Source organism: Hymenobacter daecheongensis DSM 21074 (assembly GCF_900141805.1).
In the GTDB taxonomy this organism is placed as follows: Bacteria; Bacteroidota; Bacteroidia; order Cytophagales; family Hymenobacteraceae; genus Hymenobacter; species Hymenobacter daecheongensis.
The window spans coordinates 1-12,381 of the sequence record NZ_FQYN01000001.1; the positions used below are offsets into that span (position 1 = coordinate 1).

The 12,381-nt window shown below is 60.5% G+C and carries 12 protein-coding genes; 1 reads left to right on the top strand and 11 read right to left on the bottom strand.

What is annotated here, in order from left to right:
* Positions 1 to 450 precede the first annotated feature (450 nt).
* From BUB62_RS00005 to BUB62_RS00055, 11 genes are all read right to left on the bottom strand, one after another.
* Entirely contained in the window at positions 451 to 1,593 is a 1,143-nt protein-coding gene (locus tag BUB62_RS00005; RefSeq protein ID WP_159437376.1) for a serine hydrolase, read from the bottom strand.
* A gap of 292 nt (positions 1,594 to 1,885) precedes the next feature.
* Positions 1,886 to 3,103: a hypothetical protein gene (locus BUB62_RS00010; protein WP_143163962.1), complete on the bottom strand. Its 1,218-nt coding sequence runs from the start codon at positions 3,101 to 3,103 to the stop codon at positions 1,886 to 1,888.
* A 115-nt stretch (positions 3,104 to 3,218) separates the two neighbouring features.
* Positions 3,219 to 4,535: an APC family permease gene (locus BUB62_RS00015; protein ID WP_073104610.1), complete on the bottom strand. Its 1,317-nt coding sequence runs from the start codon at positions 4,533 to 4,535 to the stop codon at positions 3,219 to 3,221.
* Positions 4,536 to 4,676: 141 nt separating this feature from the next.
* On the bottom strand, positions 4,677 to 5,189 hold the full coding sequence (locus tag BUB62_RS00020; RefSeq protein ID WP_073104613.1) for a DUF2480 family protein: 513 nt from the start codon (positions 5,187 to 5,189) through the stop codon (positions 4,677 to 4,679).
* A gap of 101 nt (positions 5,190 to 5,290) precedes the next feature.
* On the bottom strand, positions 5,291 to 5,983 hold the full coding sequence (gene tsaB, locus BUB62_RS00025; protein ID WP_073104616.1) for a tRNA (adenosine(37)-N6)-threonylcarbamoyltransferase complex dimerization subunit type 1 TsaB: 693 nt from the start codon (positions 5,981 to 5,983) through the stop codon (positions 5,291 to 5,293).
* A gap of 61 nt (positions 5,984 to 6,044) precedes the next feature.
* The gene (locus tag BUB62_RS00030; RefSeq protein WP_073104619.1) at positions 6,045 to 6,239 is read right to left on the bottom strand and encodes a DUF433 domain-containing protein; all 195 of its coding nucleotides are present in this window, start codon (positions 6,237 to 6,239) and stop codon (positions 6,045 to 6,047) included.
* Positions 6,240 to 6,325: 86 nt separating this feature from the next.
* On the bottom strand, positions 6,326 to 8,032 hold the full coding sequence (locus BUB62_RS00035) for a S41 family peptidase (RefSeq protein WP_073104622.1): 1,707 nt from the start codon (positions 8,030 to 8,032) through the stop codon (positions 6,326 to 6,328).
* A gap of 27 nt (positions 8,033 to 8,059) precedes the next feature.
* A complete protein-coding gene (locus BUB62_RS00040) occupies positions 8,060 to 8,497 on the bottom strand; it encodes a ribonuclease P protein component (protein ID WP_234988431.1) in 438 nt (145 codons plus the stop codon).
* Between the two features lie 19 nt (positions 8,498 to 8,516).
* On the bottom strand, positions 8,517 to 8,675 hold the full coding sequence (gene rpmH, locus BUB62_RS00045; protein ID WP_073104628.1) for a 50S ribosomal protein L34: 159 nt from the start codon (positions 8,673 to 8,675) through the stop codon (positions 8,517 to 8,519).
* Positions 8,676 to 8,828: 153 nt separating this feature from the next.
* Positions 8,829 to 10,046 (bottom strand): Kelch repeat-containing protein, encoded by a 1,218-nt coding sequence (locus BUB62_RS00050; protein ID WP_084538704.1) that lies wholly within the window; start codon positions 10,044 to 10,046, stop codon positions 8,829 to 8,831.
* Between the two features lie 84 nt (positions 10,047 to 10,130).
* Positions 10,131 to 10,541 carry a DUF4907 domain-containing protein gene (locus BUB62_RS00055; RefSeq protein ID WP_073104634.1) on the bottom strand — a complete coding sequence of 137 codons (411 nt, stop codon included), beginning with the start codon at positions 10,539 to 10,541 and terminating at the stop codon, positions 10,131 to 10,133.
* An 83-nt stretch (positions 10,542 to 10,624) separates the two neighbouring features.
* Between BUB62_RS00055 and BUB62_RS00060 the strand changes: the two genes are divergently transcribed.
* Complete coding sequence (locus BUB62_RS00060; protein WP_073104637.1) at positions 10,625 to 12,358, top strand: M61 family metallopeptidase; 1,734 nt, start codon at positions 10,625 to 10,627, stop codon at positions 12,356 to 12,358.
* The last annotated feature ends 23 nt before the right edge of the window (positions 12,359 to 12,381 follow it).

Genomic DNA, 12,381 nt, shown 5'->3' on the forward strand with positions numbered 1-12,381 from the left:
GCAAGAAAAAGTTGGAAGTCTTTTTCCTCTTGCGCAACCGCCTCGTGTAAGCGGGGTGCAAAGGTAACTAGCTTTTCGCTTTTTCCAAGACAAGCAGAAAATTTCTTTTCCGCTTTTCGGCGTTTCCGCCGCCTCAGACCCGCCTCCGATTGAAGCGGGCTGCAAAGGTACGAGTACTTTTTCCAGACTTCCTATTTCAGGCCAAAACTTTTTTTCGGGTGACTCCGCAGAGCCCTGTGCCGAAAAGAAGGCGAAATCCAGGAAACGTGCCCTACCGCGTTTCGGTTTGGGAGTGCAAAAGTGCGAGTTTGATTTCGACTTTGCAAGCCCAGAGCACATCTTTTTATCTTTTGGTCCGTTTAAGGCCATTCAACAAAAGTACGGGGCGTTCCGGGCATGCTGAGGTACAACTGCTTAGAGCAGTCAATAAGTTCAAGCGAGCGAAAAAAATTAGTGTGGGGTTGTAGGGGCAAAGAACTCGCGAAGATCAGGCGTGAACTGATAGCGGCGGGTTGACTCGTACTGATATAGTGTCTGGCCCAGTTGGGCTAGGAAAGGCAAGCCAACGGATGCATACTCGTAGGCCCCATCGTTTATGATGCCGTCATTATTGACGTAGAGCACGGCACTCAGCATAAATTCGGTGCGGTGGAGAGAATCAGCGAAGTAGGCTACATCCGCCAGATGGCCGTGGGACATTCCGACTACATTATAGATACGCAGCCCCGGCTGAAATTCAGCGGCCGGCTGGCGGCCGTAGTAGAGGTATTTTTTATACGCATCGAAATACTGCGCGGCGGCAACAAGCCGGTGCTGCGCAGCGTGGGGGGCCGCTTGTAGATAGTAGCGCAGAAACGCGTGGTCCGATGGGGAAAGATCAGGCCGTTGCGCTGCCGGCACTGCGGCGGGGAAAAGTACGGATTTGAGGATATCGGTAACGGTTTGCAGCGGCAGGTAATTGGCGGTGGTGAAATCGTAGGGCTGGGCAATGAGGTGCCCGCCGGCGCGGTAGGCGCGGCCTTTGGTGACGCGGCCGAGCGGAAAGCCCAGGGGCCGCAAGTTGGTTTGAGCCGGCTGCTCGTAGATGCGGGTTCCTTGGGCATCGTAAAATACTATGGGGTTGGTACGGCGGTTGGCGGCGGTATCGCAGGGGGCGAAGCGGCGAACGATGCGGGCGTTGGGGTAGCCCAGCTGCCAAAGCCGCTCGTTGAGAGGGCGCTGGCCGAGGAACTCGTAGAGCCGATTGTAGGCGTTGTTGTCGCTGACCAGTAGCATCCGCTTGATGTAGTTGCCGACGGTAAAGAGGCGGTCGGAATCGGCCGGGGCGGCGTAGGGTACGGGGGTCTGGCAGCGGAAGGCGGTGCCAGTAGCCATGGGGCTGCGCCGGGTGAGGCCGGGCTGGTGGAGGCGGTTGAGCTTTTCCAGTGCCAAAGCCGCTACGGGCAGCTTGACGAGGCTGGCGGGATTGAAATACTGCCGCGCATTAAGGTGAAAGCTATGCTGAGTGAACCGCGGCTGATTTTGCGGGTCGCGGTTAATCTGGGTGTAGATGATTTGTAGCTCGTATTTGTCCGCGTTGCTGACAACGGGCAATAAGCGGGAATCTGAGCGCAGCAGACTATCCAGCAAGGGACTATCAGCGGAAGTGAGGCGGGCGGGTGCTGGCAGCCCTGACGGTTGGGGCACCGCAGACTGATTGCTGCAAAGCAGCCCCGCCAACACCACCGGCAAAATGCGGGCACAAGCAAGGAGGAATTTTCGGGCGTTTTGCATACCTCTATATAAGGAGAGAATAAATGAGCCTGCCCCTACCCCGCCATGAACGAAAATGGAGCCGCGCCGAAGATGCACAGCTCCATTCACAATGACTTCATTTAGGCCGCGCCTACATGGCCGGGGCCGAGCGGCGGCGGGCCAAAAGCAGGTTAGAGTCGTTTTGGCGCCAGTTGTAGCCGGTGCCGAAGGGCAACGGGCGCGGCCGGTGGGCAGAATCGGCGTAGGCTTTGGTCAGCTCGGGCTGATACTGTTTGGCGAAAAGGTTGATGGGACGCTTGTAAACCCCATAATAGGTGAATTGCCAGTCGGCTGGCCGGAAGTATTTCATGGCGATGCCCGAATCGTCTTGCAGCACGAAGCTGCTCTGCTCCAGAATGAGGTTGCGGACCTTGGAGAAGTAGGTCTTGTGCATCAGATAGGTAGCCGATTTGACGTAGGTAACCAGGGGGCCGAGGGTGCGAACGTATTTCAGCGCGGCTTCTTTGTTGGTACCAAGCTTCCAGTCGCTGAGGTCGGCGGAGAAGTAGTAGAGCTGCTTTTTCTGGCCGCTTTCGTTCAGTAGCTGCATTTCGACTCCCGGAATGATTTTAGGGCCGGGCTTGCGGATCGTGGCAGTATCGGCATCGAGGAGCTGGCCCTGGGTATTGAGCTGCACGTAGCGAATGGCGGTGACCTGGTGGCCGGTGCGGGCGGCAAAGAGCATCAGCAACGGCAGCGAGCCATCCAATTCTACCGATTTCAGGTCGACGGCCATGTCGTTGGTGCGGAAAAAGCTGAAGTTGAGCACCGACCAGAGCGAGGCTTTGAGAGCCGGAAACAGCCGGGGATTTTCGAGCGTGGCGCGGCGCGGCACCGAGCCCACGGGCTCCAAACCAATCAGCACGTAGGTCTGGCTGGTGGGAAACATGGTGGCGACGTTTAGAAAATCAGGGCCGCTGAAGGGGTAGAAGACGGTTTGAGCGGCCTGACGGGCCGAATCCAGCTCGGCGGCAGCCCAGGGCCGGATCTTGTCGGTGCGGGTTTGGTGGTAGCTGGCCCAGCTTTTATCGGCATCGATGGCGAAAGCCTGCCATGCGGGTTGGGCCACTAAATCCCGCAGCTCGCCGGTTCGGCTCACGGGCATTCCGGCCAGGTAGGCAGCCACATCCTGTACGGCAGTGGTATCGGCGGCGGCAGGTGCGGCGGACGGGCGGCTTGGGGCAGCCGCTACGGAGTCCGGGGTGGTTCGGGCGGCCGGCTTTTGGTGCTCGATGTTAGCAGTTTTTTGTTCGGAGCAGCTGACGAGGAGCCAAAGCAGGGGGAGCAGCCGGAGCAAGGGGAAACGCATCGGGAAGGGTTGAGCGAAATGGAGCGGCAAGATAGTATGGCTGGAATTTTGGCCAGATACTGACTCGGGCAGAAATGGCGGCGGTTTTGGCAAAAAGAACGGGGGCGGGCGGCTTCTACGTGGCCCGCACTTTTCGGCCCACGAAGTAGGCGACTAGGCCAAGCAGCAGGGTCAGCAGGCCGAAAAGGGATTCGGTGGGCTTGTCGCGCAGAATGAAAATCAGCGTCCAGCCGCTCAGAGCCAGGAAAACCAGGGGTGTGATGGGGTAACCCCAGGTGCGGTAGGGGCGCGGCAATTCGGGGCGGCGCACCCGCAGGATGAACAGCCCCAGCACCGTGAGAAACGTAAACAGGCTCAGAACAAAACCCGCGTAGAGCAGCACTTTCTCAAAGGTTCCGGTGAGCACGAAAAGCAGCGTCAGAGTAGTTTGAAGCAGCATGGCCCGCACCGGAATGCCCGCTTCGCTCACGACGGCCAGCCCGCGCAGCGCCGGCAGATCCTCGCCCATTACCTGCACGATGCGGGGGCCGGCAAAAATCATGGAGCTGACCGTGGATACCAGCAGCCCGGCAATGACGGCCCCCATCAGCCGGCCCACGGCGGGCCCGAAAAGCTGGCTGGCGGCCACGTAGCCCACTTCCAGCTGTCCGGCCAACTGCGGAATGGGCGTGGAGTAGAGAAACACGAAGTTCAGCCCGACATATAAGAGGAGCACCACGGCGGTGCCGGCCAGCAGAATGCGGGGCAGGTTGCGGCGGGGCTCGGCTACTTCGCCGGTCAGGTACACGGCCGCGTTCCAGCCGGAATACGCATAAGACACATACACCAGCGAAATGGCAAAAGCAGGGCTCAGCAGCTGGTGCCAATCGGCCCGCAAGGGCACAAAGGAAATGGCCTGGGGCTGCGCGGTAAGCAGGCCCGCCCCAATGAACAGCACCAAAACCAGCACTTTTACGGCGGTAATGACGACCTGCAGGCGGCTACCCGCCCGGCGACTGGTAGCGTGAACGGCCGTGAGAGCCAGCACCACGCCAACCGACAGCAGCTGCGGATTCAGTTCCGGCCATACGCCGGCGGCGTAGCGGCCCAGCGCCATGGCGGCCAGCGCCGTGGGCGCGGCAAAACCCACCGTGGCCGACACCCACCCCGACAGAAACCCGACGGCCGGATGATAAATCTGTGAGAGGTAGTGGTATTCGCCGCCCGAGCGGGGCATGGCAGCGGCCAGCTCGCCGTAGCACAAGGCCCCGCACAGCGCAATGAGGCCGCCCACCACCCACAGCATCAGCAGCGCAAACCCGCTCTGGATGCCCAGCACCTGAAACCCCAAACTGGTGAAAACGCCCGTGCCCACCATGTTGGCCACCACAATAGCGGTGCCGGCCAGAAAGCTGATTTTGTAGGGCGAGACGGTGGTGGTAGCGGTGGGCATGAAGCGGCGGGTGAGGCCCCAAAGATGCGCAACAATGCGTAACCGCTACTTCAAACCCGGTTTGCCCCACCAAAGCTTCAGCAAAAAGCCCCGCTTTCCGAGGACGGGAAACAGGGCTTGCAGGACAGAAACCGGCGTTATCTAAGCTTTCGGACGCTTGTAGAGCGGCACCGTGCTGCACGGCTCGCCATACATCACGCTGCTCACCACCGGCAGCAACTTCTGCATGATGGCCACGTAGGCGTAGGTAGGCACCGGAATGTTGCCGCAGCCCTTCACCACCACTTTCGCGTCGCGGTACTCTTCGGCATCAATAGCGGCAATGGCTTCGTGAAACAGCTCCTGCTCCAGCGCTTCCAAGTTGCCGAATACGTAGCGGTGCGCATGGTTCTGGAGCTTGGAGGCCAGCAGCATGTAGGCCCAGGTGGGCACAATGGCATCGGCGGAGCAGATGATGGCCACGCTCTTGCCGTCGTATTGCGTCCAGTCGTGGGTTTTCACAAACTCGCGGAAATCCTTTTCGCGCAGCATCAGGCCATGAAACAGGTTGTCCTTGATGTCATACACTACCCGTTCGCCCGGATGCAGCAGCTCTTCCAAGTTCAGGGTAGTCAGCGCACTTTGCGCCACTCGGTTGACGAATATTTCTTCCATGATGGGCTGGGCTGTAGAGACGCGACGCTTCGCGTCTCAATCGTTGCTGATGTTGTATGAATCACGCCGGGAGCTTAATGCCGAGGCGTAACCAAATGTTTCTACCGGACTTTCGGGGTCGTGGTGTACACTTCCTTCAGATAAAACGGCTCGTAGTAGGCCACGTCGCGAAAATCCTGCCGCTCGTAAGCCGCCTGCGCCAAAATGCCCACGGTAATGGCCGAAGGCTCGATGCTGCTCAGGAAACCCGCGTTCGGATTATCCGCCACGAGCGGCTGAAACTTGGCCGCGCCGTTGCCAAAGAACAACAACCGATGGTGGGCTAATTGTTCGGCCAACGTGTCGGCATCCAGCAGCAGCGGCGCGGGAGCCAGCACTTCCCGCCCATCGGCGGTATACAAAGCGCTGTACACTTCCATCCGCCGGGCATCGAGCATGGGGCAAAACAGCGTATTTTCGGCCCCGGCCGTGTACGCCGCCACCTGCGCGGCCATAGCCTGCAGCGTGCTGACGGCAATGAGCGGAATATCCAGCGCGAAGCACAGTCCCTTGGCCGCCGCCGCCCCGATACGCAGCCCCGTATACGACCCCGGCCCATCCGACACGGCCACTGCCGCCAGCTCCGGCAGCGTGCATTGGCAGTTTTCCAGCAGCTGATTCGCCAGAAGGCTTAGATGCGTGGAGTGCGACTTTTCCAGCCGCAGCTCTGACTGGCCCAGCAGGCTACCGTCGCGGTGCAGAGCCACCGAGCAGACGGGGGACGAGGTTTCGAGGGAAAGGATGAGGGTGGACATGGGGCAAAGGTACGTTGCCGCATTTTTCCCTGACCACACTCCGAATACCGTTACGCTACGGTTAAACGGCGCATTGCAGCGCCGCCTGAATGTCGAGCATTTCCAGATCGGGCATTTCAGCCAACACCTGCTCCGCAGTCAATCCAGCCGCTAGCAGATTCAGCACGTCCGTCACGCGGATCCGCATACCCCGAATGCACGGCTGCCCGCCGCACTGCCGCGGGTTGGTGGTGATACGCTGACGGAGATTTTCCATAAAGCCGAAGACGCTAAACGAAAGTGAGCCAAAAAGAAAGCAGCCCTTCTCAGAACTGCTTTCTCTTTCAATGATTAACAGAAACCCTACTTCCCTCCTGCCGTCCGGCGGTTGGCCTCGGGGCGGGTTTTGGCTTCCGGCGTGCCGGGCTTCAGCAAAGCGGCATAGCGCACCGGGTCGTTGAGCACGGCCATGGCGGTCAGAATATTCGGGTCGTCGTCGAAGCTGGCTTCGATGCCGCCCTTCTGGAAGTAGTAGCGCGACACGATTTCCTGCTCCAGCATCTCCCGGATTTCGGGCTTGAAGCGCATCAGGTCGTTGCTTTTGTTGGTGGAAACCTTGCGGCGCATGGCTTCCAGCTCGGCCTTCACATCATCGTAGTGCTTTTCCTCCTTAGCCTTCTTGGTCAGGTCGGTCAGGCTCTTCTCCATGTCAGTGCTGTAGTTGATATCCTTGTTTTTGAGGAAATCAACGAACTTCTGGTAGTCGGCGTCGGAAAGCTGGAAGTCGCGGGCCGGGGCAATGGTGGCGTGCTCGGCGCGGTAGCGGGTGGCGAAGTCGAAGAGGTAGCTCTTCTGAATCAATACCCGCGAGATGTCGGCAATTTCCTTGTCGGCCACGGCCACATCGGGCGCTACGCCGCCGCCATCGTACACCACGCGGCCGGCCTGGGTTTTGAAAGCCGTGCGCAGCGAGTCGGGAAATTTGCCCAGCGTGCCGTCATCGGCACGGTGCGCGTAGTCTATTTCCTGAATGCAGCGGCCGCTCGGGATGTAGTATTTGGCCGTGGTCACTTTCAGCTGCGAGTTGTAGCTCAGCGGCCGGGTGGCCTGCACGAGGCCCTTGCCAAACGTCCGCTCGCCCACTACCACCGCCCGGTCGTAGTCCTGCAGCACCCCCGACACGATTTCGGAAGCCGAAGCCGAGCGGTTGGAAGTGATGATGACCACCGGAATCTGAGTATCCAGGGGCGCGTCGAGGGCCTTGTAGGTTTTGTTCCACTCCGTCACCTTGCCCTTGGTGCTCACCACGTCGAGGCCTTTTTCCACGAAGATGTTGGAAATATTCACCGCCTCGTTGAGCAAGCCGCCCGGATTGTCGCGAATATCGAACACGATTTTTTTCGCGCCCATCTCCTTGAGCTTGCTCACCGCTACCCGGGCTTCCTTGCCCGCATCTACGGTAAAGCCGATAAGCTGAAAATACCCGATTTCCGGCGTCAGCATACCGTAATACGGCACGTTCTCCATCTGAATCTTGTCGCGGGTGATGCTGATTTCGATGGGCTTTTCCTGGCCGTAGCGCGTTACTTCCAGCTTTACCGTGGAGTTGGCCTGGCCTTTCAGCAGCTTGCTGATGTCAGAGTTGTTCTTCTTCTCAACGTTGATGCCGTTGATGGTCAGAATCTCGTCGCCGGGCAGAAGGCCGGCTTTCTGGGCCGGGTAGCCTTCATACGCACTCTGCACGATGGTTTTGCCATTGCGCTTCGCTACTTCCACCCCAATGCCGCCGTACTGCCCGGTAGTCATGAAGCGGAAATCTTCAATTGCGTCTTCGGGAATGTAGTTAGTGTACGGGTCCAGCGACTTGAGCATGGCATCGATGCCGGTTTTCACCAGCTTGCCGGGCGTCACATCGTCCACGTAATACGTGTTGACCTCCTTAAACAGCGTGGCGAAAATGTCGAGGTTCTTGGCAATTTCGAAGTACCGCTCGTTGTCGGAAGCCGGGCGAAACGATACGAGCAGGGCAGCGCTTCCGAGAAGCAGGCCGGCAACGGTCTTTGTACGCATATAAGCAGCTGGAAGCGAAAAACATGACTAGGCAGAAGACCCCGCGGAAGCCGTGGGGGTTGCTTCTTGCAGCAAACGCTCCAGCCCTGAAATTAATTTTTTTTCGACCAGTGTGAAAGGCTTTTTTTCCTTGCCCGTGTAAATGAGGGCCAGCAGGGCCACCGGGTGCCCGCCGGGCGCTTCCAGCAGGCGATATTTGTTCAGCCGGTACGCCTCGCGCAGCAGGCGCTTGAGGTAATTGCGGTCCACGGCCCGCTTAAAGCTACGCTTCGACACGCTCACCAGCACCTGTGGCGGGGCCGTGGTCGGGGTCTCAGCCGCAATCCAGACCAGGCGCAAAGGGTATAAACCAAAAGAAGAACCCCGACCGAAAAGCTCAGCAATGAGCTTTTTGCGGCACAGGTGTTCTTCTTTCGGAAACGAATAAGAGCGCGCGACAGGCATCTGAGCCGGTTCGGGCACCACGGCGGGAGCCGTCAGCGGCTTAGCGCTTGTGCTTGCCTTCGTCGGACACGGTCAGGCGCTTGCGGCCTTTGGCACGACGACGGGCCAGCACGCTGCGGCCGTTAACAGATTCCATACGCGAGCGAAACCCGTGTTTGTTGCGGCGCTTGCGCTGCGAAGGCTGGAAGGTACGTTTCATGATATGTTAAAGACTTCAGTGGCAGGTAAGGCCGGCAAAGGTACGACGAGCGGGAAAAGATTGCAAGGGCTTGCTTGGTTTAATTGCAATTGTTGCCCGGCAGGCTGGTAAGTGGCCTTTCGAAGCCCGCCCACCAGACTGCCGGAACAACTTTTATTGAAGCACTACCCGGCACTGCCCCGTGCCCTGGTCGGTGTGCACGGTGAGCAGGTAGCTGCCGCGGGCCAACGCGCCAACGCGCAACTCCGCTTCGGGGCCGAAGGTGGCCACCGTTTGCCCCAGCATGTTGGTCAGCACGGCGCGGCTGAGCTTCGCGGCGGCGGGCAGCGTCAGGTGCAGGCGGTCGGTGGCGGGGTTGGGGTAGGCAGCCAGCGCCACCTGGGGGCCGGCGGCGCGGGCTGCCGTCACAGTGATGAGGGGCGAATACTCGTACCAGTCGCTGGTGGCGGTGGGGCCGGTGGCAGTGCCCAGGCCCACATAGGCTTTGCCGCCGGCAATGGCCGCCACGGCCTGGTCGCGGGCGGTGCCCAGGAACGGCGTGCGCTGCGTCCACTGGTCCGTCTGAGGGTTGTATTCCCACAGGTCGCGGTAAATTAGGCCGGCGCTGTAGCCGGTGGCAAAGTAGCCGAAATTGCCCAGGCCAAACCCAACCGCCGCCGAGCGGGCATTGCCGGGGAAGTCGGTGCGGCGCGTCCAGACGTTGGTAGCGGGATTGTACTGGTAGAAGTCGCGCAGATAGCCGCCCGCAGCGTTGCCCAGGCCCACGTAGCCCTGGCCGTTGATGGCAAAGCCGGAAGGATAGGCGCGGGCGCTGCCGGCAAACGCGGCCTTCTGAGCCCAGCTGTCGGTGGCGGGGTTATACTCCCACAGGTCGCGGTAGTTGAAGCTGTCGTCGGTGCCGCAGGCCACGTAGGCGCGGCCGCCGGCCACGAAAGTAGCTGCCTGCCGGCGCGTGCCAGGGGCGAAGGCGGCGCGCAGCGTCCAGACGTTGGTGGCGGGGTTGTATTCCCACTGCGTGTTGTAGAGCGCGGAGCCGAGTGCCCCACCCACCACGTACCCGAGGCCATTGATGCTGTAGCCCATACCGTCGCTGCGGTTGCTGTTGGCATTGCCGAAGGCCGCTTTTTGCGTCCAGACGTTGGTAGCGGGGTCAAATTCCCAGAAGTCGCGGTACACGTTGTTGCCTTCGCGGCCGGTGCCCACATACACGCGGTTGCCAATGCCGAAAGCGGCCGCGCCATAGCGCACCCCGCCCGCAAACGGGGACCGGGCGCGCCAAGTGTCCTGGGCCTGGGCCTGTTCCGGGGTGGCCAGCAGCGCTAGGCCACCGAGCAGGGCCACGCGACGGAGAAGAGAGTAAAATAGAGTCATACGAGCTGAAAAAGAGGTTGAGGAAATTTATAAGCAGTTGAGAAAATCAGGAACGAAGGCAATGCGGGGGCAGCCAGTACGGCATCAGAGGCCCAGGCTGTCCAACTCGGCCTCGGTGACGGAGGGCGGCATCTGCCCCCGGCCGAGCTTGGCCTGCACCAAATCCGCTACCTGCCGGGCCTGGGCGGCGGTGGCAAAGCCGCGTACGCCCGGCCGGCCGGGCACGTTGGGCTGCTCGATGAAGGGACGGCCGCGCTGGCGGATGCGGTAGCCGAACGACCCGTCGGCATTGGCAAAGGTTTCGCTGGTGAAGTCGGCGGCCGGCGTGGCGCGGGCCGGTGGCGTAGCGGCCGGCGTGGTGGTAACTGCGGCGCTGGCGGGCGTGGCGGCCGGAGCTTCGGCCGGAGTCGATGAGCACGCGGCCAGGGCGGTCAGGCTGGCGATTACTAAAAGCGTGCGAAGTGGCTGAGCAAGAGCGTATCGGGGATAGAGCATCAGTCAAATTTAAATGAAAAAATTGGTTTGGCGCTTGCCGAAGGGCACCCCGGCGCTACTTTCGTTTTTCTCCGCCTTGCCCTATGCTTCACTACCACGTCGCCTTCGAGAACCCGCTTACGTTTTACCTCCAGATTCAGCTGACCTTTGAGGTGCCCGCCGCGGCTGCTGAGGCCCTGCAGCTGCAGCTGCCCGCGTGGCGACCGGGGCGCTACGAGATTCAGAATTTCGGGCAGAAGATTCAGCAGGTGATAGTGGAAGATGCCGCTTCGGGCGAAAATCTGCCTTTCCGCAAGCTTACCAAGGACCGCTGGGAAGTGGCCGGCGCGGCGGGCCGCACCGTGCGCGTGCGCTACAACTTCTACGCCCACCAGATGGATGCCGGCGGCTCCTGGCTCGACGAAACCCAGCTCTACCTGAACCCCATTCAGGCCTGCATGTACGTGGAAGGCCGCCAGCAGGAGCCCTGCGAGCTGACCCTGGAGCTGCCCGACGGCTGGCAGATAGCTTGCGGAATGCCCCAAAGCGGCCCCAACACGTTGCGGGCGCGGCATTTTGAGGAGCTAGTGGATTGCCCGCTGGTTGCCAGTCCCACGCTGGTGCAGCGCACCTACGAGGCCCAGGGTCTCCCGTTCTACGTATGGGTGCAGGGCGAGTGCGCCCCCGACTGGCCCCGCCTGCTGCGCGACTTCAAGGCCTTCACGGAGGAGCAGCTGGCGCTTTTCGGCTCGTTCCCAGTGTCCGATTATCATTACTTGAACCAGATTCTGCCCTACAAGCACTACCACGGCGTGGAGCACTCCAACTCGACGGTGATTGTGCTGGGTCCGGCCGAGCTGCTGATGACCGAAGGGCTGTATAAGGAGCTGCTGGGCGTGAGCTGCCACGAGCTGTTCCATACCTGGAACATCAAGCAGATTCGGCCCGCCGAGATGCTGCCCTACGATTACACGCGGGAGAATTATTTCCGCACCTGCTACATCGCCGAGGGCATTACGACTTACTACGGCGAGTATTTGCTGGCCCGGGCCGGGGTGCGCACGGCCGAGCAGTACTTTGCCGAGCTGAACACGGTATTGCGCAAGCACTATGATGACTATGGCCGCTTCAACCTCTCGCTGGCCGATGCCTCCGTGGATCTGTGGCTGGATGGCTACAAACCCGGCGTGCCCGACCGCAAAGTATCGGTGTACCACAAAGGGGCGCTGGTGGCGCTGCTGCTCGACCTCACGCTGCGCCGCCTCAGCCACCACGAGCGCAGCCTCGACGACGTGATGCGCCGCCTGTGGCTGGAGTTTGGCCAGCCCGGCATCGGCTACACCGAGCAGGACTACATCCGGCTGGTAAACGAAGTGGCCGGGCGCGACATGCAGACCTATTTCGACAAGTTCGTGTATGGCACCGCGCCGCTGGAGGAGCCGCTGGGCAAGGCCCTGGAGCTGGTGGGCTGTATGCTGCTGACGGAAGAAAATTTATCCGCTTCGGAAGGCCTGTTCGGGTTTCGCACCGTAGTGAAGAATGAGCGCACCGAGGTGACCGATATTCTGCCCGGCTCGCCCGCCGCGGCCACGCTCACCGTCGATGATGAAATTATTGCGGTGAATGGCAGGAAGGTAGCTATGAATCTGCAAACTTTGCTGAGCGATGGTGCCCCCGGTTACCAACTCAGCGTATTCCGCCAGAATCGCCTGCTCACCGTGACGCTTACGGCGGATGCGGAGCAGCGTTTCTGGCAGAAAATAACGGTGGAAAAACGGCCCGATGCCACGCCTGACCAGCAGGCCAGCTTCCGGCAGTGGCTCAAACAGGACTTCTAGACGCGTACTTTTTACTCCTTTTT

Bases quoted from the DNA above. Each gene is read 5' to 3' on its own strand.
- BUB62_RS00010 (WP_143163962.1), bottom strand. From the start codon at position 3,103: ATGCGTTTCCCCTTGCTCCGGCTGCTCCCCCTGCTTTGGCTCCTCGTC.
- BUB62_RS00015 (WP_073104610.1), bottom strand. From the start codon at position 4,535: ATGCCCACCGCTACCACCACCGTCTCGCCCTACAAAATCAGCTTTCTG.
- BUB62_RS00020 (WP_073104613.1), bottom strand. From the start codon at position 5,189: ATGGAAGAAATATTCGTCAACCGAGTGGCGCAAAGTGCGCTGACTACC.
- tsaB (WP_073104616.1), bottom strand. From the start codon at position 5,983: ATGTCCACCCTCATCCTTTCCCTCGAAACCTCGTCCCCCGTCTGCTCG.
- BUB62_RS00030 (WP_073104619.1), bottom strand. From the start codon at position 6,239: ATGGAAAATCTCCGTCAGCGTATCACCACCAACCCGCGGCAGTGCGGC.
- BUB62_RS00035 (WP_073104622.1), bottom strand. From the start codon at position 8,032: ATGCGTACAAAGACCGTTGCCGGCCTGCTTCTCGGAAGCGCTGCCCTG.
- rpmH (WP_073104628.1), bottom strand. From the start codon at position 8,675: ATGAAACGTACCTTCCAGCCTTCGCAGCGCAAGCGCCGCAACAAACAC.
- BUB62_RS00050 (WP_084538704.1), bottom strand. From the start codon at position 10,046: ATGACTCTATTTTACTCTCTTCTCCGTCGCGTGGCCCTGCTCGGTGGC.
- BUB62_RS00055 (WP_073104634.1), bottom strand. From the start codon at position 10,541: ATGCTCTATCCCCGATACGCTCTTGCTCAGCCACTTCGCACGCTTTTA.
- BUB62_RS00060 (WP_073104637.1), top strand. From the start codon at position 10,625: ATGCTTCACTACCACGTCGCCTTCGAGAACCCGCTTACGTTTTACCTC.